Below are 20,458 nucleotides of genomic sequence, written 5' to 3' on the forward strand. Positions count from 1 at the left end.
GATCTTCCTGCTCCTTTAGACACGATGGCCGAACGCAGGCATTGAGCCGTGGGTAACCCGGCAGGACGCCGGGTTAGCCGCCCCAGGCCATGGATGGCCTGTGGCGGCGGCCCACGGATCAATGCCGGAGTTCGGGCATGCCGAGCCTAGGCGAGGCACCGAGTGGAGGGGCAAGAGCCTTTGGTTACTTTGGGCTCTTTCCAAAGTGACTCGCTGTAAGAGCGAAACCATAAGCAGCCGTGACCGCAGCAATGGATATGTACCCCGTCAAACTCGCTGTAAGAGCGAAGCCCTCAGTGGCCGTTACCACGGCAACAAACATGCCCACCACCCGCGCAGGTTAACGAACTTCACTGGCCAGCCAGCTCCAGCGAGTCTCTAGCGGGCGTTACTGGCCAGACGCCAGAGCCGGGCGATATCGCTGGCCCGCTCGCGCAGCAGGCGCGGGGCCTCGCGGCAGGCCTGCTCCAGGCTCATGGGGCCGCTGGTCAAGGCGAAGGCCGCGTCCACGCCGTGGGCGTACATCTGCTGGTAACCCTCGCCCAGGGTGCCGGCAATCACGATCACCGGAACACCCTGCTCCCGAGCAATCCGCGCCACACCAAACGGGGTCTTGCCACGCAAGGTCTGGGCGTCAAAGCGGCCCTCACCGGTAATCACCAGATCGGCGCCTTGCATGGCCTGTTCCAGGCCCACCAGTTCCGCCACCACTTCCACCCCCGGGCGAAACTGCGCGGCAAGAAAGGCCTTGGCGGCAAACCCCAGGCCACCGGCCGCACCGCTGCCGGGTTCGTCACGCACGTCCCTGGGCAACACCTCGGCGCAGCGTTCGGCAAAGTGCCCCAGGGCCTGGTCCAGCTGCTGCACCTGCTGCGCCGAAGCGCCTTTCTGCGGACCGAAGATCGCGGAAGCGCCCTGTGCGCCGCACAGCGGGTTGTTGACGTCGGCGGCGATTTCAAAGCGCACCCGGGCCAGGCGCGGATCCATGCTGTCCAGCTCGATGCTGGCCAGGTCGGCCAGGGCCAGGCCGCCACGGGGCAGCATCCGCCCCTGCGGGTCCAGCAGCTTCACGCCCAGGGCCTGCAGGGCCCCGGCGCCGCCGTCGTTGGTGGCGCTGCCGCCGATGGCCAGGATGATCCGTTGGGCGCCAGCATCCAGCGCGGCCAGGATCAGCTCTCCCGTCCCGAAGGTGCTGCTGTTGCAGGCATCGCGCTGATCCAGCGCCAGCAGTTGCAGGCCGCTGGCCTCGGCCATTTCGATGATCGCCGTGTGATTCTGCGGCAGCCAGCCCCAACGCGCCTCGACCGTCGCCCCCAGCGGCCCCTGGACCCGATGGCGGCGCAGTTGCCCGTCACAGGCGGCGAGAATCGATTCAACCGTCCCTTCGCCGCCGTCGGCCATCGGGCATTGGCACAGCTCGGCGTCGGGCCAGACCTCGGCCAGCCCCTGGGCAATGGCCCGGGCCACGCCTTCGGCACTCAGGCTGTCCTTGAACGAGTCGGGGGCGATGATGATCTTCATGGGCTGTTCTCCGGTTCTTGTGCCGCCATGCTGCCACTTGGCGCCGGCGCTGACCCCGGGCCGCTGCACAAGTCCGAGGGCGCTTTATTGTTCATTGCTACAACCGCGCAACCTCGCCTGGCGTTGAAACCGCTGCCGCAGGCGGCGAACGGGTGCGTAGCGCTCGCGAGGGTCTTGAAGGCGATACAGGTTTGGCTGGGGTTTGCCAAGCAAGGCCCTGCGGGCCTTTGCGCAGCCTCGCTGAAGCTCGGCAGCGGCTACAGAACCGTTAAATCCTCCTGGACCCTGTAGCCGCTGCCGCAGGCTGCGAACGGGCGCGTAGCGCTCGCGAGGGACTTGAAGGCGATACAGGTTCGGCTGGGGATTGCCAAGCAAGGCCCTGCGGGCCTTTGCGCAGCCTCGCTGAAGCTCGGCAGCGGCTACAGAACCGTTAAATCCTCCTGGACCCTGTAGCCGCTGCCGCAGGCGGCGAACGGGTGCGTAGCGCTCGCGAGGGTCTTGAAGGCGATACAGGTTCGGCTGGGGATTGCCAAGCAAGGCCCTGCGGGCCTTTGCGCAGCCTCGCTGAAGCTCGGCAGCGGCTACAGGGGATTGGGTTGAGTGGTGTTGCGGGGCAACAATTGCACCCCCAGGTACAGGGCCAGCATGCCGTCCAGGCGCAGGGGGTCGACGCCGCTGAGTTCGGCGATGCGCTCCATGCGGTAGCGCAGGCTGTTGCGGTGGATGCCCAGGGCATCGGCGCAGGCCTGGCTCTGGCCATCGTGGTCGCACCAGCTGCGCAGGGTTGCCAGCAGCTGGCCGTTGCTGTCCTTGGCCAGCACCTTGCGCAAGGGGCTGAGCAATTCGTCCAGGGCGTCGTCGTTGCGGTGACGCCAGAGCATCACCGGCAGGCGGTAGCGGTTGAGGGTCAGCAGGCGCGCGTCCGGCAGCAGATCACGCCCATAGGCCAGCAGGTCGCTGACCCGGCGATAGCAGCGGCGCAGGCCGGCCAGCCCCTCGGCCTGTCCGCCCACGGCGACCCGCAGGATGTTCCAGCCCTGGCCGTCGAGTTTTTCCAGCAGGCGCGGGTTGTCCAGGTTGAGGTTCGCCGGGCGACACCAGAGCAGGGAAGTCTTTGACGAACTGACGCACCAGCTGTCCGGGTAACGGCTCATCAGCCAGGCACTGAGGGTCTCGACGCCCTGCCCCGCGGCCTGTTCCAGGGCCAGTTCGAACAGGTAAGGCGTGCGCGCCAGCTGCGGCTTGAGGCCCATCTGTCGGGCTTCGTCCACCAGGCGCGGGGAGTCGCCGTCGTCGCTCAGGAGCAAGGCCAGCAGATCGTCGCAACGCTGGCGCCGCCATTGCTGCTCGGCCTGCTGATGACGCTGGCCCACCAGCATCTCGGCGGTCATGCGCACCAGTTCGGCGTAGGTGCGCAGCAAGGCCGGATCACCGGTGATGCCCAGCACGCCGATCAGCCGCTGGTCGTGCAGCAGCGGCAGGTTGATCCCCGGTTGCACGCCCTTGAGCCGCTGCGCGGTGGGCGCGTCGATCTCCACCACCCGGCCGTTGGCCAGCACCAGTTGCGCGCCTTCATGCCGGGTGTTGATGCGCTCCGGCTCGCCACTGCCGAGGATCAGGCCCTGGCTGTCCATGACGTTGACGTTGTAGGGCAGGATGGCCATCGCGCGGTCGACGATGTCCTGCGCCAGGTCATGATCGAGTTCGAACATAGGGGGGAAGGTCCTTGGACATTGTTCAGTGGCACAGGGGCGGCGGCCAATCGCTGTGCGCCGGCACAAAGACAGCGACCGCGGCGTGACCGAGACTCTCGGGGCGGTCAACGTTACCCTTGCACCGCGAAAAATCATAATAAAGAGAGACACACCATGTCACAGAGCGCCGCTGCCACACTGGCCCAGGCTGACGACAAGAACGCCGTCTACAAGCGCATCACCCTGCGCCTGATCCCCTTCATTTTCGTCTGCTACCTGTTCAACTACCTCGACCGGGTCAACGTCGGCTTTGCCAAGCTGCAGATGCTCGATGCCCTGAAGTTCAGCGAAACGGTCTACGGCCTGGGCGCCGGGATCTTCTTTATCGGCTACGTGCTGTGCGGCGTGCCGAGCAACCTGGCGCTGAACCGGTTCGGCCCGCGGCGCTGGATCGCGCTGATGATGATCACCTGGGGCACCCTGTCCACCTGCCTGCTGTTCGTCACCACGCCGACCCAGTTCTATACCTTGCGCCTGTTCACCGGGGCCGCCGAGGCCGGCTTCTTCCCCGGGGTGGTGCTGTACCTCTCGCAGTGGTTCCCGACCTTCCGCCGGGGCCGGATCATGGCCCTGTTCATGTCGGCGATCCCGGTGTCCGGCTTGCTCGGCAGCCCGTTTTCCGGCTGGATCCTCAACCATTTCGCCGCCGGGCAAGGCGGCCTCGCCGGCTGGCAGTGGATGTTCCTGCTGCAGGGCATTCCCACGGTGATCCTCGGCGCCCTGGCGTTCTTCCTGCTCAGCGACAGCTTCGCCCACGCCAAGTGGCTGTCCCCCGCTGAACGCGCGGTGCTGGAAGCGGACCAGGCCACGGACCTTGCCAACCAGCCGAAAACCGCCAGCGACTCCCTGACGGCCGTGTTCAAGAACCCGGCGATCTGGGCCTTCGGCCTGATCTACTTCTGCATCCAGAGCGGGGTCTACGCGATCAACTTCTGGCTGCCGTCGATCATCAAGAACCTGGGCTTTGCCGACAATCTGGTGATCGGCTGGCTGAGTGCGATTCCCTACCTGCTGGCGGCGGTGTTCATGCTGCTGGTGGGCCGCTCGGCGGACCTGCGCAAGGAGCGCCGCTGGCACCTTGTAGTGCCGATGCTGATGGGCGCCGTGGGCCTGCTGATCGCGGTGAACTTCGCCGCCAACCCGGCCCTGGCCATCCTCGGCCTGACCCTCGCCACCATGGGCGCCCTCACCGGCCTGCCGATGTTCTGGCCGGTGCCCACCGCCCTGCTCAGCGCCGGCGCGGCGGCCGGTGGCCTGGCGCTGATCAACTCCATGGGCCAGATGGCCGGCTTCCTCAGCCCCTACCTGGTCGGTTGGGTCAAGGACAGCACCGGCTCCACCGATGCCGCGCTGTACCTGCTGGCCGGGGTGATTGTCGGCGGTAGCCTGCTGGCGCTGCGCATGACCCGCACCCTGAACCGCTGAGCCCCGGCACTACACCGCCCCGGCAACGGCAAAAGCCCGTTCGAGCCTCTGCTCCAACGGGCTTTTTCATGGCGAGCCTCAGGCCGGCGCGCCTCCTTGTCGGGCGTAGTCGTGGCTGATGCTCAACTCCCCCGCCGCCGGAGCATCCAGCTCCAGCACCAGGCCGCCGGGCAGACGGACGAAGATCTGCCAGATGCCGTCTTCCGGCACCTGCGCCACTTGATGCTCCAGGCCACTGGCTTGCACCCGCCGCAACACGGCTTCGGCCGCCTCCTGGGTGCTGAAGGCGATGTGGCTCAGTTGCGGCTCGGGGCTATCGGCCTGTTCGATGACGTGGACCAGCGCCTGCCGCTCCTGATACAGCCAGCGCCCGGGAAAGGGAAACGGCGGGCGCCGCCCCCTTTGCAGCCCCAGCAAGTCGGCGAACGCCGCCTGCAGCGCCTCGCCCTCGGCGACGTTGAACGCCAGATGGTCGAAGCGCCAGTTCACAGCAGGCCACCGCCATCGACGTCGATCAGGCTGCCGCTGATAAAGCCGTTTTCCATGGCCAGGATAAAGGCCGCGGCGATGTCGTCCGGCTGGCCGACACGGCCCACCGGCAGGCTGGCGGCGGTGCGCGCGAACATCGCCTGACGCGCCTCCTCGGCCATTCCGGCATAGGCTTCGGTAGCGGTGACCCCGGGGCTGATGACATTCACCCGGCGTGGCGCCAGTTCCTTGGCCAGGTGTTTGCCCAGGGCTTCCAGCGCGGCATTGAGGGTGGTCTTGAGCACTTGCCCGGGGACCATTTTGCGCGACAGCAGGCCTGAGGTCAGGCTGATGCTGCCCTGGGGCGCGAGCGTCGGCAGCGCTGCCTGGACCGCGCGCCACACGCCCCAGAACTTCACCTCGAAGGCCCGCTGGGCATCCAGCAGGTCGGTGTCGGCCAGGGGCTTGGCGCTGATCGCCGGACCGGCGCTGATCACCAGATGGTCAAAGGCGCCCACGGCGTCGAACAGATCGCGGACGCTGGCGGCATCGGTGATGTCCACGGCTAGGCTGCGGGCCGACACCGATGCCGGCAACTGCGCCTGCTGGCGTTGCAGGGCTTCGAGGCTGCGCCCGGCCAGCACCACCCGGGCGCCGCGGGCGGCGGCCTGACGCGCCACCGCCGCGCCAATGCCGCTGCCGGCGCCGATCACCACCACGGTCTGCCGGGACAAGCTTGAGTTGGAAAAAGTCATTGCGATCACCTGCTGCGATTGAAAGTGATTGCATCTTCCCAGCTTGCCAATCGAGGAAAAATCCCGCTAAAACGCAAAGATCTTTAAAGGATTTTTACTAATGAGCTCGATCCTCGATCTGGAAATCTTCGTGCGCACCGCCGACTCCGGAAGCATTTCCGCCGCCGCCCGCTCCCTGGGCATGACGGCCGCTGCGGCCAGCATCGCCCTCAAGCGCCTGGAAACCCGCCTCGGCAGCCGCCTGCTGGCACGCTCCACCCGCAGCATGCGCCTGACCGAGGAAGGCCGGCGCTACCTGGACAGCGTGCGCCTGGCCCTGGCCACCCTGGAGGACGGCGAGCAGGCGCTCAAGCAGCAGAGCCAGGGCCTGGCCGGGGTATTGCAACTGTCGGCGCCCTCGGATTTCGGGCGCAACGCGCTGCTGCCCTGGCTCGATGAATTCAGGGCCGAACACCCGCAATTGCGCCTGCAACTGCGGCTCAACGATCGCCATGCCGACCTGTTCCGCGAGGCCGTGGATGTGGCCCTGCGCTTTGGCGTGCCCGCAGACTCAAGCCTGGTGGCCCTGCCGATCCTGCCCGAGCATCGGCGCGTGGCCTGCGCCAGCCCGGCTTATCTGGCCCGTTGCGGCATCCCGCAGTCGCCCGAGGAGCTGTCGCAGCACAGCGCCCTGCTCTACCTGCGCAACGACCGGCCCTATGACAGCTGGCGCTTCAGCCGCGGCGACGACACCCGCGAGGTGCCGGTGCGCGGCGACTACCTGTGCGACGACGGCGAAGTGGCCCGGCGCTGGGCCCTGGCCGGCCACGGCATCGTCTACAAGGCCCGGCTGGACGTGGCCGAGGACATCCGCGCCGGGCGCCTGGTGCCGCTGCTCGGCGACTGGCAAGGGGAACTGGCGCCGTTCAATCTGCTGTGCCCCCATCGCCTGCAGGTTTCCGAGCGGGTGCGCCTGCTGCACAGCTTTGTGCTGCAGCGCTGTCGGGCGCTGTGCCCCTGACCAGCATCGGCCCGGGGCGGCTGGCGGCTGGCCGCTGCGCGGTTCGCCGGCAAGCCGGCTCCTACGCGAAGTCCTGGCAGGCGATCTCATGGGCCTCTTCGGCGAAAAGCCGGCCCCGGCGAGGAGGCGCCATTCAGGCATTGCGCAAGCCCGGCGTTGTGGTATTTGATGGTCGCCCCCGTGGCCGGAAATGCCCGGCCACCCCTCTAGCACAAGGATTTCGCCCATGAGCTATCGCATCCTCGGCCATTCCGGTCTCAAGGTTTCCATCCTGACCCTGGGCACCATGATGTTCGGCGAGCAGACCAGCACCGAAGACTCGCTGCGCATCATCGACAAGGCTTGGGACCAGGGGATCAATTTCATCGACACCGCCGACGTCTACACCCAGGGCCGCTCCGAGGAGATCGTCGGCGAGGCCATCGCCCGCCACCGCCATGAGTGGGTGCTGGCGTCCAAGGTGGGGTTCGGCCCGGTGGACGGCCTGCCCAACCGCAGCGGCTTGAGCCGCAAGCACATCTTCAACGGCATCGAGGCCAGCCTGACCCGCCTGGGCACCGACTACCTGGACATCTACTACCTGCACCGCGAGGACCACAACACCCCGCTGGAGGTGAGCATCTCGGCCATCGGCGACCTGCTGCGCCAGGGCAAGATCCGCTACTGGGGCCTGTCCAACTACCGGGGCTGGCGGATCGCCGAGGCCATTCGCGTGGCCGACCAGCTGGGGGTGGACCGTCCGGTGATCAGCCAGCCGCTGTACAACATCGTCAACCGCCAGGCCGAGGCCGAGCAGATCACCGCCGCCAAGGCCTATGGCCTGGGCGTGGTGCCCTACAGCCCCCTGGCCCGTGGTGTGCTCAGCGGCAAGTACGCGCCGGACGTGGCACCGGACAGCGGCAGCCGCGCCGGACGCCAGGACAAGCGCATCCTGGAAACCGAGTGGCGGGTGGAATCCCTGCGCATCGCCCAGCAGATCCAGGCCTACGCCCAGGGTCGCGGGGTCGATATCGTCGAGTTCGCCATCGCCTGGGTATTGAACAACCAGGCGGTGAGCTCGGCGATTGTCGGCCCGCGCACCGAAGCCCAGTGGGATGCCTACACCCGGGCCCTGGCGGTGCAGATCAGCGCCGAGGACGAAGCCTTCATCGACGCCCTGGTGAGTCCGGGGCATGCCTCGACCCCGGGCTTCAATGATGTCGGCCACTTCGTTTCAGGTCGTTTTCCGCACCTGGGCTGAACCGCGCCGGTGGCGACGCAAAGCGGCGCGCCACCGGCCTCGGGCTCGACCGGTGGTGCTGCAGGTTGGCCATAATCGAGAAAAATTCCCGCTGCGATGGCGCAATCAGAGCAAAATTCTTGCGCTCAACCCTCTATATTCCCCCCTCGCTTCTCCCCTCTATTTCTAGGTGTCCCGAGCGTTCGGGTATTACGAGGACAGTGTGTCTAAAGGAATCGCGTTATCGGTCCTGGCGTCGGTGCTGTTTGCCGTCATGTATTTCTACACCTCGCTGCTGGCGCCCCTGACCGGGGTGGAGATCTTCGGCTGGCGCATGCTGCTGACCCTGCCGTGCATGACCCTGTTCATGATCCTCAGCGGCGAGTGGCACCGGGTCGGCCAGGTGCTGCGCCAGGTGGCAAGTAAACCGCTGCTGAGCCTGGCGCTGCTGCTGTCGGCGGCCTTGGTGGGGGTGCAGCTCTGGCTGTTCATGTGGGCGCCGCTCAACGGCTACAGCCTGGATGTGTCCCTGGGCTATTTCCTGCTGCCGCTGACCATGGTCCTGACCGGGCGCATCGTCTATGGCGAGCGTCTGTCGCGCTTGCAGAAGGTCGCCACGCTGCTGGCCTGCCTCGGGGTGCTCAACGAGCTGTATCAGGTGGGCAGTTTTTCCTGGGCGACCCTGGTGGTGGCTTTGGGTTACCCGGTGTATTTCGTCCTGCGCCGGCGCCTGGGCACCGATCACCTGGGCGGCCTGTGGCTGGACATGGCGCTGCTGATCCCGGCGGCATTGTGGTTCGTGCAAGGCGGCGAACAGGGATTTGCCGTGGTCGACAGCCATCCCGGCCTGTACCTGCTGATTCCGCTGCTGGGGGTGATCAGCGCCTCGGCGCTGGCGTGCTACGTCATCGCCAGCCGCTTGCTGGCCTTCAGCCTGTTCGGCCTGCTCAGTTATGTGGAGCCGGTGTTGCTGCTGTTGGTCGCGCTGCTGCTGGGGGAAAGCATCAAGGCCGGGGAATGGCTGACCTACATACCGGTGTGGCTGGCGGTGCTGGTGCTGGTGCTCGAAGGGGTCAAGCACCTGCTGCGCCAGCGCCGCAGCTGATCGACGGGCCCGCAGGGGCACAGATGCAACAGGTTCCGGCGTGGATGGGGTTCAGGGCTTGATTTGCTTGAGTTCATTGAGCAGGGCCAGCAAGGCCTGCATCTTGTCTTCGCCAAATTGCTGCTGGATTTTCTGGTAGTTGATTTCCATGTCGCCGCTCATGGATTCGAAACAGGCCTGGCCCTTGTCGGTCAGGGTGATGAACAGGCGGCGCTGGTCTTCCGGGGATTTGCGCCGGCTGACGTACTGGTCGCGCTCCAGGCGGGTCAGCACCCCGGTCATGCTCGGCGGCAGGATGCAGGCCATCTTCGCCAGCTGGTGGCTCTCCAGCTCGCCGTTCTGGCGCAGGATGCGGATCACCCGCCACTGCTGCTCGGTCAGGTCGTGCTGGTTCAGCGAGGGGCGGAAAAACGCCATGGCGGCCTCACGGGCCTGCAGCAGGGTCAGGGTCAGGGAAGGTCTGGGTGTGTTCATCAAGGCGTCGGTCGAGGGCTGGGAAACAGAGGCGGGAACATTAACACATTCACTATCGCCAGCCGACAGGCAAAACAAAGCCCGATCAGGCGAGGCCTGATCGGGCTCTGGGTTCAAGCCTGCCGAGGGTTACTCGGTGGCCAGTACACCGCGACGCACCTGGTCGCGTTCGATCGATTCGAACAGTGCCTTGAAGTTGCCTTCGCCGAATCCGTCGTCACCTTTGCGCTGGATGAATTCGAAGAACACCGGGCCCATCAGGGTTTCCGAGAAGATCTGCAGCAGCAGGCGCTTGTCGCCGGCCTCCGAGGAACCGTCCAGCAGGATGCCCCGGGCTTGCAGCTCCTTGACCGGCTCGCCGTGGTTCGGCAGGCGGCCTTCGAGCATTTCGTAGTAGGTGTCCGGCGGCGCGGTCATGAAGCGCATGCCGATCTTCTTCAGCGCGTCCCAGGTCTTGACCAGGTCGTCGGTGAGGAAGGCCACGTGCTGGATGCCCTCGCCGTTGAACTGCATCAGGAACTCTTCGATCTGCCCGGCGCCCTTGGACGATTCTTCGTTCAGCGGGATGCGGATCATGCCGTCCGGGGCGGTCATGGCCTTGGAGGTCAGGCCGGTGTATTCACCCTTGATGTCGAAGTAGCGGATCTCGCGGAAGTTGAACAGCTTCTCGTAGAAACCGGCCCAGTAGGCCATGCGCCCGCGGTACACGTTGTGGGTCAGGTGGTCAATGATCTTCAGGCCGGCGCCCTGTGGGTTGCGGTCCACGCCTTCGAGGAACACGAAGTCGATGTCGTAGATCGAGCTGCCTTCGCCGAAACGGTCGATCAGGTACAGCGGCGCGCCGCCGATGCCCTTGATTGCCGGCAGGTTGAGTTCCATCGGGCCGGTTTCAATGTGGATCGGCTGGGCGCCCAGTTCCAGGGCACGCTTGTAGGCCTTCTGCGAATCCTTGACCCGGAACGCCATGCCGCACACCGACGGACCGTGTTCGGCGGCGAAGTACGAGGCGACGCTGTGGGGTTCGTTGTTGAGGATCAGGTTGATCGCACCCTGGCGATACAGATGCACGTCTTTTGAACGATGGGTCGCGACTTTGGTGAAACCCATGATCTCGAAGATCGGTTCGAGGGTGTTGGGGGTGGGCGATGCGAATTCGATGAATTCAAAGCCCATCAGGCCCATCGGGTTTTCGAAGATATCTGCCATGGTTGGCGCCTCATCATATTTTTAGAATTAACGGATCGTTAGTTGCTATCAATGCTGAGGAACGAAGGTGGCGCGCAAGAGATGCCTCGCACGCTGCGGGCGAGGAAGTCACCGTAGATCAGTTGAAACCCGAGAATCTTCATGTCGACCCTGTGTTACAGGCTGGGGGGCGAGGCTTCTGCTGCCAGAAGACTTTATTATTGTATGCGTAACCGGATTCTACACAGCGTAAAAGCCTTTGTCCGCATTCTCTATAAAATCGCCTTTTTTGCCCGGCCCGCAAGGGGTTTGTTGCACTGGTAGATGCCGCCCAGAATCAGCACCGCGCCCAACCCCATCACCAGGCTCAACTGCTCCCCCAGCAGCAGCGCGCCGAGCATCAGCGCGGTCAGCGGATTGAGGGCGATGAACACCCCGGAACGGGTGGCGCCGATGCGCCGCAGCCCGTCGTAGTACCCGATATAGGCCAGCGCCGAGCCCAGTACGCCCAGGTACAAAAGGCTCAGGCCCTGGACCGGGCTCAGCCGGGCGATGGCCGGCAGGTCGAACTCGCCACGCAGCCAGGTCGCGCTGCACAGCATCAGGGTGCCCAGCAGGATCGAGTAGGTGACGGTCTGCAAGGGCCCCAGACGCCGATTGAGGTCCCTGGACAACAGCGAGTACAGGCCCCAGCCCAGGACACAGCCGAGGATCAGCAGATCGCCGCGCCAACCGCCGGAACGGGTCGTCAGCGCTGCGGGATCACGGCTGCAGATCACCAATGCGGCGCCACTCAGGCACAGCACGATACCCAGCAGTTGGCGCCGGCTCAGGCGCTCCTTGAACAGCGCCCAGGCCCCCAGGGCAATCACCGCCGGATTGAGTGCCACGATCAACGAAGCGCGTGAGGCGCTGACCTGTTGCAGGCCAAGGAAGAAACACAGGTTGTAGAAAAAAATCCCGCAGAACCCCAGCAGCGCCAACTGGCCGAACTGGCGGAGGCTGGGACGTACCAGAGGAATGCGCGCCACGGCCATGAAGCCGAGCAAGGCCAGGCTGGCGAGAACGAAGCGCAGGCTGGCCAGCAGCAATGGCGAGAGCCCGCCAGCCAGATACCGCCCGGCGACAAAGGTGCCGCCCCAGATCATGGTGACCGCCGCCAATTTGCAATAGACCGCCAGGTCCTGGTGCCTGGCGTTCAAGGGTCCGTTGATACTGCTGTCGCTCATGGTCGTAACGCTCTAGGTCCGTGGGTTTGTGCCGCCGGGTTATTCTTTGTCTAATGATCGATCATCGTAAAATGAGCTTTTACTCATGACCCTGACCCAACTGGAAATCTTTTCCCGGGTGGCCGAGCTTGCCGGTTTCACCAGTGCCGCCACGCGCCTGGGCATCAGCCAGTCGGCGGTTTCCCACGCCATCAAGTCCCTGGAGCAGGAGTTGGGGGTGGAGCTGTTTCGCCGCCATCAGGCCCAGGTCGAGCTCACCGATATCGGGCGCCAGCTGCTGCTGCGGGCCCGGGCCATGCTGGGGCTGGCCGCGACCCTGGAACAGGAGGCCGCCGACGCCCGGGGCATGAAGCGCGGCACCCTGCGCATCGGCTCGTTCGGCCCCACCTCCTCCACGCGCCTGCTGCCGCGCATCCTTGAGGAGTACCGCCAGGAGTACCCGGGGATCGAGGTGCACATCGACGAGGGGCCGGACCGCCAGGTCCTGCAATGGCTGGAGGAACGGCGGATCGACCTGGGTTTCGTGGTGCTGCCCGAGGAGCGTTTCGACACCTTCGCCCTACTGGAGGACCAACTGGTGGCGCTGATTCCCGCGACCCATGCCCTGGCTCGGGAGCCACAGGTGCGCCTGGATCAGCTGTGCCACGACCCGTTCGTGCTGACCGAGGCCGGCTCGGCGGAACTGGTGTCACGCTTGTTCGTCGGTGCCGGCTTGCGCCCCAACATCCGCTACCGCAGCTCGCAGTTGCTCAGCACCCTGGAAACCGTGGCCCGGGGCGAGGCCCTGAGCATCCTGGCCGAACTGTCGCTGCCACCGCGCACGGATGCCCGCTATGTCAGCAAAGCCCTATCGCCGCCGGTGCGGCGCCAGGTGGGGATTGCCGTGCTCGATCAGCGCCAGTCGTCGCCGGCGACCCTGGCCTTCATTCGCCACGCGCAACGCCTATATGGTCGGACAAAGCCGTCTATCCTGCGGTGATCGAAACACGCCACAAGACCGTCGCGCACGCGGTCACGGTCGGATGTCCAAGCCTCCCCTCCTCTGCCACAGGTCCGATCCATGCCCCTGACCGCCAAAGGTCCGCTGAAGCGCTCTACCCGTACCCTCTGGACCTTGCTGGCGATTGTCCTGCCGATTGGGCTGGGGGCTGTGATCCTCTATGCCCAGGCTGAACGAGCCCTAGAACGCAGCAGCCTGGAAACCGCCGAAGAAGCCATTCGCCAGTTCGACCTGATGCTGGACAACACCGATATCGCCGCCAGGGCCCTGCTGCCTCTGGTGGGCCAGGATTGCGACGCCACGCGACAACTGGCCCTGCGCGATCAGGTCACCCGCCGGCCCTTCGTGCGCTCGACCAACCTGGTGTGGCGCAACAGCAACTATTGCAGCTCGTTGCTGGGCAGTTACGCGGTGCCCCTCGATCCCCGGGATTATGTGGCTGGCCGACTCTGGCTGATGAACGGCAACCCCATCACGCCCAATACGGCGTTGCTGGTCTACCGCTGGAGTGAGGGCGATGGCGCGGTCCTGGCCACCATCGACGGCTATCACCTGGCCAACGCGCTGCGTCTGATCAGCCGCTTTGCCTACCTGCAATTGCAGGTGGGCGCGCACTGGCTGTCCAGCGACGGCCAGGTCCACGATGGCGCGGCGCCCGAGGCGGCGGTGGCCAGACAGCAACTGAACTCGGCGCGCTATCCCTACAGCGTCAGCGCCGGCTTTGCCGAGGGGCATGTCTGGCACTACATGAAAGGCCAGTACCCGGCGCTATTTGGCCTGCTGGTGTTCCTCGGTGCCGCCACCGGCGTCCTCGCCCACTGGCTGCAGAAGCGCTCCGCCTCCCCCAGCCAGGAGCTGCGCCGGGCGTTGGAGGCCCAGGAGTTCATTGCCTATTTCCAGCCCGTGGTGCGCGGCGACAGCCTGCAATGGGCCGGGGTTGAAGTGCTGATGCGCTGGCAACATCCCAAGGAGGGACTGGTGCGTCCTGATCTGTTCATTCCCTTTGCCGAGCACTCCGGGCTGATCGTGCCCATGACCCGCTCGCTGATGCAGCAGACCCGGCAAGCCCTGGCGCCCCACGCCGGGCACTTCAGCGACGGCTTTCATATCGGCATCAACATCACGGCCAGTCACTGCCACGATCTGCAGTTGCTGGACGACTGTCGGGAATTCCTCGCCGCCTTTGCGCCCGGCAAGGTGATTCTGGTGCTGGAGCTGACCGAGCGCGAGTTGATCGAACCCACGGCCATCACCCAACAGCTGTTTGCCGCCCTGCACGAACTGGGCGTGATGATCGCCATCGACGACTTCGGCACCGGGCATTCCAGCCTGGCTTATCTGCGTCAGTTCAATGTCGACTACTTGAAGATCGATCAAAGCTTCGTCGCCATGATCGGTGCCGATGCGCTGTCCCTGCATATACTCGACAGCATTATCCAACTCTCGGCCAAACTCGATCTGGGTATAGTCGCCGAAGGCATAGAAACCGCCGAACAGCGCGACTATCTGGTCGCGCAAGGGGTGGATTTCCTACAGGGTTATTTATTTGGCCGACCGATGCCCAGTAGTGAATTTGTTGCCGTTCTAGCGCGCCATTAAATAGCCATGTCAGAACAACAAGTACTCGAATCGACAACTCGGAAAGCGCAGCAATTTGAATCAATCGACCCATACCGAGGCAAACAAGAACAACCTGATTTACTCCGCCGCCATTAACTACTACAATTTTTCACGCCTGTTCAAGATTCACAGGTAGGCCACTTAATCGAACCTTAATCGGCTCATGGTTTATAGCTTTGTTTGTGGTTTGTATCAGCCAAAATAGACTATTGGAGTGAAGATATTGTCCAGACTTGCTGAATTTCGTGCTGCAGAAAAAGCACTTCAAGAACAGCTCGCGCAGCTTGAATCCCTGAAGAATGACGCCGGACTCAAAAAGGAAATCGAGTTCGAAGAGAAGCTCCAGGCCCTGATGAAAACCTATGACAAGAGCCTGCGTGACATCATCGCGATCCTTGATCCGAACCTGGGCAAAACCGGCCTGCCACCGGCCAACGCCCCTAAACAGCGGCGCGCGCGGGTGGTCAAGGTTTATCAGAACCCGCACACCGGCGAACTGATTGAAACCAAAGGCGGCAACCATCGCGGCCTGAAAGCCTGGAAAGAACAATATGGCGCCGCCACTGTAGATTCCTGGCTGCGCGCTTGAACAAAGCCGCCACCTGAAAAAGGCCCTGCATATGCAGGGCTTTTTACATTAATAAGAATATTCTTATTGCGGCCTGCATCTAAGACCGCCTTCAGCACGGAGAACCGGTATTTTTCAGCGCGCCCGACGACTGCAAGCCCACCCGGGATTGTGTCTTGCAACAACAGCCCCAGTACAACTTAGGGCTTAATACCTCTGCGTTAACCCGCCCTCGACATGGGAAAGCAAACCGACAGCTTCAGATTTTTCGTCAAAGTTTAAGGCTATTTCGCACAGCCAGTATTTCGTCCCGACTATCAGCATAAGCCTGTGCCTGACCGGCGTATGAAAGTACATAAGCCTTATTTCCATCCACAGCGGCCACCAATGTTTGCGACAGCACATGCCGGCCATTTTGAGTAATGGTGCAAGTGGTCTCCAGGGCCTCCAGCCGACTCAACTGCGCCGGATGAATCTTGTTACAGACACTCTGATAACCGCCTCGGGCAAAGTCCTTCTGCACGGATTTGCGCATCTCCAGTAATACCCCCTGAAGATTGACTACATGCCCGCTGTCGACTTGCGTCATGGTCAACTCCATGACCATCTGCGGATTGCCGGCGGCATCGCTTTTCACTGCCCGTTGACGGGAAACCTCGGCTGCCTGATCGCCCTCTTGCACAGGCACCGGCTCCACCGTCCAACCCTGCGGCCAGGCAACTTGCGGCGCGGCCTGGGCAAAGCCGGCAAACGCCAGCAGCAACAGGGCCGCGACCCGGGGATTGAGCGATTCGATCATGGATTGACACACCAGGAAAATGGGCCTGGAAGTCTGAGCCCGACGCCAGGAATGGGCAATAGATCAGGAGCTTTGGGTTTGGCGTCAGGGCTTTCGGTTGCGTATCATTGGCCGACCCCAACGACGCCTGAACCCTTGCCAGCCAAGGGCCGGCTGGCTCTTGCGAACAACCTTTGCCGCACTTTTTCCTGGAGGGCCCATGAGCCTCGAACAACTCAACACTTTCCCCGGCGTGACCGCCCAACCGGACGCGGCGACCGCCCGCTTCGTGTTCAACCACACCATGTTGCGGGTCAAGGACATCACCCGCTCCCTGGACTTCTACACCCGGGTCCTGGGCTTCTCCCTGGTGGAGAAACGCGACTTTCCCGAAGCCGAGTTCAGCCTGTACTTCCTCGCCCTGGTGGACAAGGCACAGATCCCGACGGACGCCGCAGCCCGTACCGAATGGATGAAATCCATCCCCGGCATCCTCGAACTGACCCATAACCACGGCACCGAAAACGATCCGGACTTCGCCTACCACAACGGCAACAGCGACCCACGGGGCTTTGGCCACATCTGCATCTCGGTGCCGGACATCGTTGCCGCCTGCGAACGTTTCGAAGCCCTGGGCTGCGACTTTCAAAAACGCCTGAACGACGGCCGCATGAAGAGCCTGGCCTTCATCAAGGACCCGGACGGCTACTGGGTCGAGATCATCCAGCCGGCCCCGCTGTAACCCGGTTTGCGCAGGAGCCCGCTCCCCGACACAGCGCACCCCCTGCAAAACGGCAATAAAAAACCCCATGAGCGCAGGCTCATGGGGTTTTGTTTTTCAAGTGCCGGTTATGCCGGGGCTGAAGTGCGGATCAAGTGATCGAACGCGCTCAGGGAAGCCTTGGCGCCCTCGCCCACCGCGATCACGATCTGCTTGTACGGCACCGTGGTCACGTCGCCGGCGGCGAACACACCCGGCAGCGACGTCTCGCCACGGGCATCGACGATGATCTCGCCACGGGGCGACAATTCCACCGTGCCCTTGAGCCAATCGGTGTTGGGCAACAGACCGATCTGCACAAAGATGCCTTCCAGGTCCACCGTGTGGAACTCACCCGAGTCGCGATCCTTGTAGGCCAGGCCGGTGACCTTCTGCCCGTCGCCCTTCACTTCACTGGTCAGGGCACTGGTGATGACCTTGACGTTGGGCAGGCTGTACAGCTTGCGCTGCAACACCGCATCGGCCCGCAGCTTGCTGTCGAACTCAAGCAGGGTCACGTGGCTGACGATACCCGCCAGGTCGATGGCCGCTTCGACGCCGGAGTTGCCGCCGCCGATCACCGCCACGCGCTTGCCTTTAAACAGCGGGCCGTCGCAGTGCGGGCAGAAGCACACGCCCTTGGCCTTGTATTCCTGCTCGCCGGGCACACCCATTTCACGCCAGCGGGCACCGGTGGCCAGGATCACCGACTTGGCCTTGAGGCTGGCACCGCTTTCGAACTGGATCTCGTGCAGGCCGCCGACCTCCTTGGCCGGCACCAGGGCGCTGGCACGCTGCAGGTTCATGATGTCGACGTCGTACTGCTTGACGTGTTCCTCCAGCGCCGCGGCCAGTTTCGGTCCCTCGGTCTCTTGCACCGAGACAAAGTTCTCGATGGCCATGGTGTCCAGCACCTGACCGCCGAAACGTTCGGCGGCGACCCCGGTACGAATGCCTTTGCGAGCGGCGTAGATGGCTGCCGAAGCCCCGGCCGGACCACCGCCGACCACCAGCACATCAAAGGCCTCTTTGGCGTTGAGCTTCTGCGCCTGCTTGTGCACCGCACCGGTGTCGAGCTTGGCGAGGATTTCCTCCAGGCCCATGCGGCCCTGACCGAAGTTCACGCCGTTGAGGTAGATGCTTGGCACCGCCATCACCTTGCGCTCATCGACTTCGGCCTGGAACAGCGCGCCGTCAATGGCCACGTGGCGGATATTGGGGTTGAGCACCGCCATCAGGTTCAGCGCCTGGACCACGTCCGGGCAGTTCTGGCAGGACAGCGAGAAGTAGGTTTCAAAATTGAACTCGCCCTTGAGCGAGCGGATCTGCTCGATCACCTCGGCACTGGCTTTGGAGGGGTGACCACCGACTTGCAGCAGGGCCAGCACCAGGGAGGTGAATTCGTGGCCCATGGGGATACCGGCGAAACGCAGGCTGATATCACCGCCCGGGCGATTCAACGAGAACGACGGCTTGCGCGCATCGATGCCGTTGTCGAGCAAGGTAATCTGGTTGGAAAGACTGACAATGTCTTTGAGTAACGCAAGCATTTCCTGGGATTTCGCACCGTCGTCGAGGGAAGCGACGATCTCGATCGGCTGGGTGACCCGTTCCAGGTAAGACTTCAACTGAGCTTTAAGATTGGCGTCCAACATACGGGCGATTTCCTATTGATTCGGTATAAAAAACAACGCCCGGGCGAATCTCGCCCGGGCGTTATTTGAGGGCGGTGCGGCTGACTTAAGTGCGGATGACCGCCCTTGGATAAAACATGGACTTAGATCTTGCCAACCAGGTCCAGGGACGGAGCCAGGGTGGCCTCGCCTTCTTTCCACTTGGCTGGGCAGACTTCGCCGGGGTGCGCGGCAACGTACTGAGCGGCCTTGATCTTGCGCAGCAGCTCGGAAGCGTCACGACCGACACCGCCGTCGTTGATTTCAACGATCTTGATCTGGCCTTCAGGGTTGATCACGAAGGTGCCGCGGTCAGCCAGACCGGCTTCTTCGATCAGCACGTCGAAGTTGCGCGAGATGGCCAGGGTCGGGTCGCCGATCATGGTGTACTGGATTTTGCCGATGGCTGGCGAAGTGTTGTGCCAGGCTGCGTGGGCAAAGTGGGTGTCGGTGGAAACGCTGTAGATCTCAACGCCCAGTTTCTGGAATTCGGCGTAGTTGTCGGCCAGGTCTTCCAGCTCGGTCGGGCAGACGAAGGTGAAGTCAGCCGGGTAGAAGAATACGACGGACCATTTGCCTTTCAGATCCGCGTCCGACACTTCGACGAATGCGCCGTTTTTGAATGCAGTGGCTTTGAACGGTTTAACTTGGCTGTTGATGATAGGCATCGTTGACTCTCCATCAGTGGTTGAAAACGTTGGGTGAAAACTTGATGGGGAGAATCCTAGCCAATCAGTCGCCGCTTGGCTCATTGGCAAACCTGATGCTGACGATTGGTTTTGGCTATAAGGCCAGCCTATTGATAGAAGAAACCTTTGATCACTGGCGCACAGGCTTCTCGTCGATCCGCGCCATGCCCATGAACGGATTGACCTCCAGGTAACGCATGGCCGACTTCATGTCCTTCCAGCCGACATAGCTCATCAGCGACTTCAGGTCCCAACCGCTGCGATGCGCCCAGGTGGCAAAACCCCGGCGCAGGGAATGGCTGGTGTAGTGTTCGGCGGCGATACCGGCGCGCGCCAGGGCCTGGCGCAACAGGGGAATCACGCTGTTGGCATGCAAGCCCTGCTCACTCAGGTGGCCCCAGCGATCGATCGCGCGAAACACCGGTCCGCGAACCAGGGCCGCGGCATTGACCCATTCGATATAGGCCTGCACCGGACACAGGCGTTGCAAGGCCGGCGTGTGATAGGTGCGCCCCAGGTTGTCGCGGTCGCCCTTGCTGCGCGGGACATACAGGCTGATGCCGGATCCGGCGCTGGCCTGCACATGCTCGATCTGCAGGCGACACAGCTCGTCACTGCGAAACCCTCGCCAGAAACCCAGCAGGATCAACGCCCGATCGCGCAGCGCCCGCAGCAGGTCGGCCTGGCGTCCTTCGCCACGAGCCGCTGCTGCCTCGCCATCGAGCCAGGCAATCACCCGCTCCAGATGCTGCAACTGCAATGGCTCGGCCTGTTTTTCACGAACCGGGTGCACCGCGCGAATGCCCTTGAACACCTGGCGCACCACCGGTGCCTTGGTCGGGTCGGCAAAGCCCTGGCTGTTGTGCCATTGGGCCAGGGCCGAGAGGCGCAACTTCAAGGTGTTGATCGACAGCTCACCGGCATAGGCCACCAGATAACGGGCCACGCTGTCGGCGGTGGCCGGCAGGAATCCGCCCCACTGCACCTCGAAGTGCTCGATGGCCGCCCGATAGCTGCGACGGGTGTTATCGCGGGTGGCGGCTTGCAGGTAACGATCCAGCTCACTCATTGCAACTCCACTGAAGCAAATGTACGGCGACCAAGGGCGAAAACCGGCCGCTGCGTCTATCACACGGGGTAATACTACAATATCCCATGTCAAATTTACGCTATCGATTGCGCCTTTATACCTGTACAATTATCGATAATTACATACTACGTATCACAGTATTAAA

At 63.5% G+C, this 20,458-nt stretch carries 19 protein-coding genes; 8 read left to right on the plus strand and 11 right to left on the minus strand.

The window, feature by feature from the left end:
- Positions 1-378: 378 nt before the first annotated feature.
- Positions 379-1,521 carry a glycerate kinase gene (locus tag GWQ44_RS09095; protein WP_275927096.1) on the minus strand — a complete coding sequence of 381 codons (1,143 nt, stop codon included), beginning with the start codon at positions 1,519-1,521 and terminating at the stop codon, positions 379-381.
- Positions 1,522-2,102: 581 nt separating this feature from the next.
- Positions 2,103-3,233 carry a sugar diacid recognition domain-containing protein gene (locus tag GWQ44_RS09100; RefSeq protein ID WP_275927097.1) on the minus strand — a complete coding sequence of 377 codons (1,131 nt, stop codon included), beginning with the start codon at positions 3,231-3,233 and terminating at the stop codon, positions 2,103-2,105.
- 156 nt (positions 3,234-3,389) lie between these two features.
- Here GWQ44_RS09100 and GWQ44_RS09105 point away from each other — a divergent pair, with 156 nt between their 5' ends.
- The gene (locus GWQ44_RS09105; RefSeq protein WP_275927098.1) at positions 3,390-4,700 is read left to right on the plus strand and encodes an MFS transporter; all 1,311 of its coding nucleotides are present in this window, start codon (positions 3,390-3,392) and stop codon (positions 4,698-4,700) included.
- 78 nt (positions 4,701-4,778) lie between these two features.
- Here GWQ44_RS09105 and GWQ44_RS09110 read toward each other — a convergent pair whose 3' ends face one another.
- Positions 4,779-5,189, minus strand: a complete 411-nt coding sequence (locus GWQ44_RS09110; protein WP_016968659.1) for a hypothetical protein — start codon at positions 5,187-5,189, stop codon at positions 4,779-4,781.
- Positions 5,186-5,923 carry an SDR family oxidoreductase gene (locus GWQ44_RS09115; RefSeq protein WP_275927099.1) on the minus strand — a complete coding sequence of 246 codons (738 nt, stop codon included), beginning with the start codon at positions 5,921-5,923 and terminating at the stop codon, positions 5,186-5,188. The genes GWQ44_RS09110 and GWQ44_RS09115 overlap by 4 nt, the downstream gene beginning before the upstream one ends.
- Positions 5,924-6,023: 100 nt before the next feature.
- On the opposite strand from GWQ44_RS09115, the gene GWQ44_RS09120 reads away from it, so the two are divergent.
- The 3 genes from GWQ44_RS09120 to rarD all read left to right on the plus strand — a co-directional run bounded on the left by GWQ44_RS09120 (position 6,024) and on the right by rarD (position 9,247).
- Complete coding sequence (locus GWQ44_RS09120; RefSeq protein ID WP_103741554.1) at positions 6,024-6,923, plus strand: LysR family transcriptional regulator; 900 nt, start codon at positions 6,024-6,026, stop codon at positions 6,921-6,923.
- A gap of 226 nt (positions 6,924-7,149) precedes the next feature.
- Positions 7,150-8,163 (plus strand): aldo/keto reductase, encoded by a 1,014-nt coding sequence (locus tag GWQ44_RS09125; protein ID WP_275927100.1) that lies wholly within the window; start codon positions 7,150-7,152, stop codon positions 8,161-8,163.
- 202 nt (positions 8,164-8,365) lie between these two features.
- Positions 8,366-9,247: an EamA family transporter RarD gene (gene rarD / locus GWQ44_RS09130; RefSeq protein WP_199011646.1), complete on the plus strand. Its 882-nt coding sequence runs from the start codon at positions 8,366-8,368 to the stop codon at positions 9,245-9,247.
- Between the two features lie 51 nt (positions 9,248-9,298).
- Here the strand turns inward: rarD and hpaR are convergent, their stop codons facing one another.
- The 3 genes from hpaR to GWQ44_RS09145 form a co-directional block, all read right to left on the minus strand.
- Entirely contained in the window at positions 9,299-9,721 is a 423-nt protein-coding gene (gene hpaR / locus GWQ44_RS09135) for a homoprotocatechuate degradation operon regulator HpaR (RefSeq protein WP_011061668.1), read from the minus strand.
- A gap of 129 nt (positions 9,722-9,850) precedes the next feature.
- A complete protein-coding gene (gene hppD, locus GWQ44_RS09140; RefSeq protein ID WP_016968663.1) occupies positions 9,851-10,927 on the minus strand; it encodes a 4-hydroxyphenylpyruvate dioxygenase in 1,077 nt (358 codons plus the stop codon).
- Positions 10,928-11,178: 251 nt separating this feature from the next.
- A complete protein-coding gene (locus tag GWQ44_RS09145; protein WP_275927101.1) occupies positions 11,179-12,135 on the minus strand; it encodes an EamA family transporter in 957 nt (318 codons plus the stop codon).
- Positions 12,136-12,220: 85 nt separating this feature from the next.
- On the opposite strand from GWQ44_RS09145, the gene GWQ44_RS09150 reads away from it, so the two are divergent.
- The 3 genes from GWQ44_RS09150 to GWQ44_RS09160 all read left to right on the plus strand — a co-directional run bounded on the left by GWQ44_RS09150 (position 12,221) and on the right by GWQ44_RS09160 (position 15,344).
- On the plus strand, positions 12,221-13,114 hold the full coding sequence (locus GWQ44_RS09150; RefSeq protein WP_047304819.1) for a LysR family transcriptional regulator: 894 nt from the start codon (positions 12,221-12,223) through the stop codon (positions 13,112-13,114).
- An 81-nt stretch (positions 13,115-13,195) separates the two neighbouring features.
- A complete protein-coding gene (locus GWQ44_RS09155) occupies positions 13,196-14,734 on the plus strand; it encodes an EAL domain-containing protein (RefSeq protein WP_275927102.1) in 1,539 nt (512 codons plus the stop codon).
- 244 nt (positions 14,735-14,978) lie between these two features.
- Positions 14,979-15,344, plus strand: a complete 366-nt coding sequence (locus tag GWQ44_RS09160) for a histone-like nucleoid-structuring protein, MvaT/MvaU family (protein WP_047304821.1) — start codon at positions 14,979-14,981, stop codon at positions 15,342-15,344.
- A gap of 250 nt (positions 15,345-15,594) precedes the next feature.
- Here the strand turns inward: GWQ44_RS09160 and GWQ44_RS09165 are convergent, their stop codons facing one another.
- Positions 15,595-16,122, minus strand: coding sequence for a DUF4946 domain-containing protein (locus GWQ44_RS09165; RefSeq protein ID WP_016968668.1), 528 nt, complete (start codon positions 16,120-16,122; stop codon positions 15,595-15,597).
- Positions 16,123-16,321: 199 nt separating this feature from the next.
- On the opposite strand from GWQ44_RS09165, the gene gloA reads away from it, so the two are divergent.
- Complete coding sequence (gloA, locus tag GWQ44_RS09170; protein WP_016968669.1) at positions 16,322-16,843, plus strand: lactoylglutathione lyase; 522 nt, start codon at positions 16,322-16,324, stop codon at positions 16,841-16,843.
- 107 nt (positions 16,844-16,950) lie between these two features.
- Here the strand turns inward: gloA and ahpF are convergent, their stop codons facing one another.
- From ahpF to GWQ44_RS09185, 3 genes are all read right to left on the minus strand, one after another.
- Positions 16,951-18,516 carry an alkyl hydroperoxide reductase subunit F gene (gene ahpF / locus GWQ44_RS09175; protein ID WP_275927103.1) on the minus strand — a complete coding sequence of 522 codons (1,566 nt, stop codon included), beginning with the start codon at positions 18,514-18,516 and terminating at the stop codon, positions 16,951-16,953.
- A gap of 122 nt (positions 18,517-18,638) precedes the next feature.
- Positions 18,639-19,202 carry an alkyl hydroperoxide reductase subunit C gene (gene ahpC, locus GWQ44_RS09180; RefSeq protein WP_011061677.1) on the minus strand — a complete coding sequence of 188 codons (564 nt, stop codon included), beginning with the start codon at positions 19,200-19,202 and terminating at the stop codon, positions 18,639-18,641.
- Positions 19,203-19,353: 151 nt separating this feature from the next.
- Positions 19,354-20,292, minus strand: coding sequence for a site-specific integrase (locus GWQ44_RS09185; RefSeq protein ID WP_275927104.1), 939 nt, complete (start codon positions 20,290-20,292; stop codon positions 19,354-19,356).
- Positions 20,293-20,458: the final 166 nt, after the last annotated feature.

This window comes from Pseudomonas sp. 3MA1, assembly GCF_029237275.1.
Classification (GTDB): Bacteria; Pseudomonadota; Gammaproteobacteria; order Pseudomonadales; family Pseudomonadaceae; genus Aquipseudomonas; species Aquipseudomonas fluorescens_AP.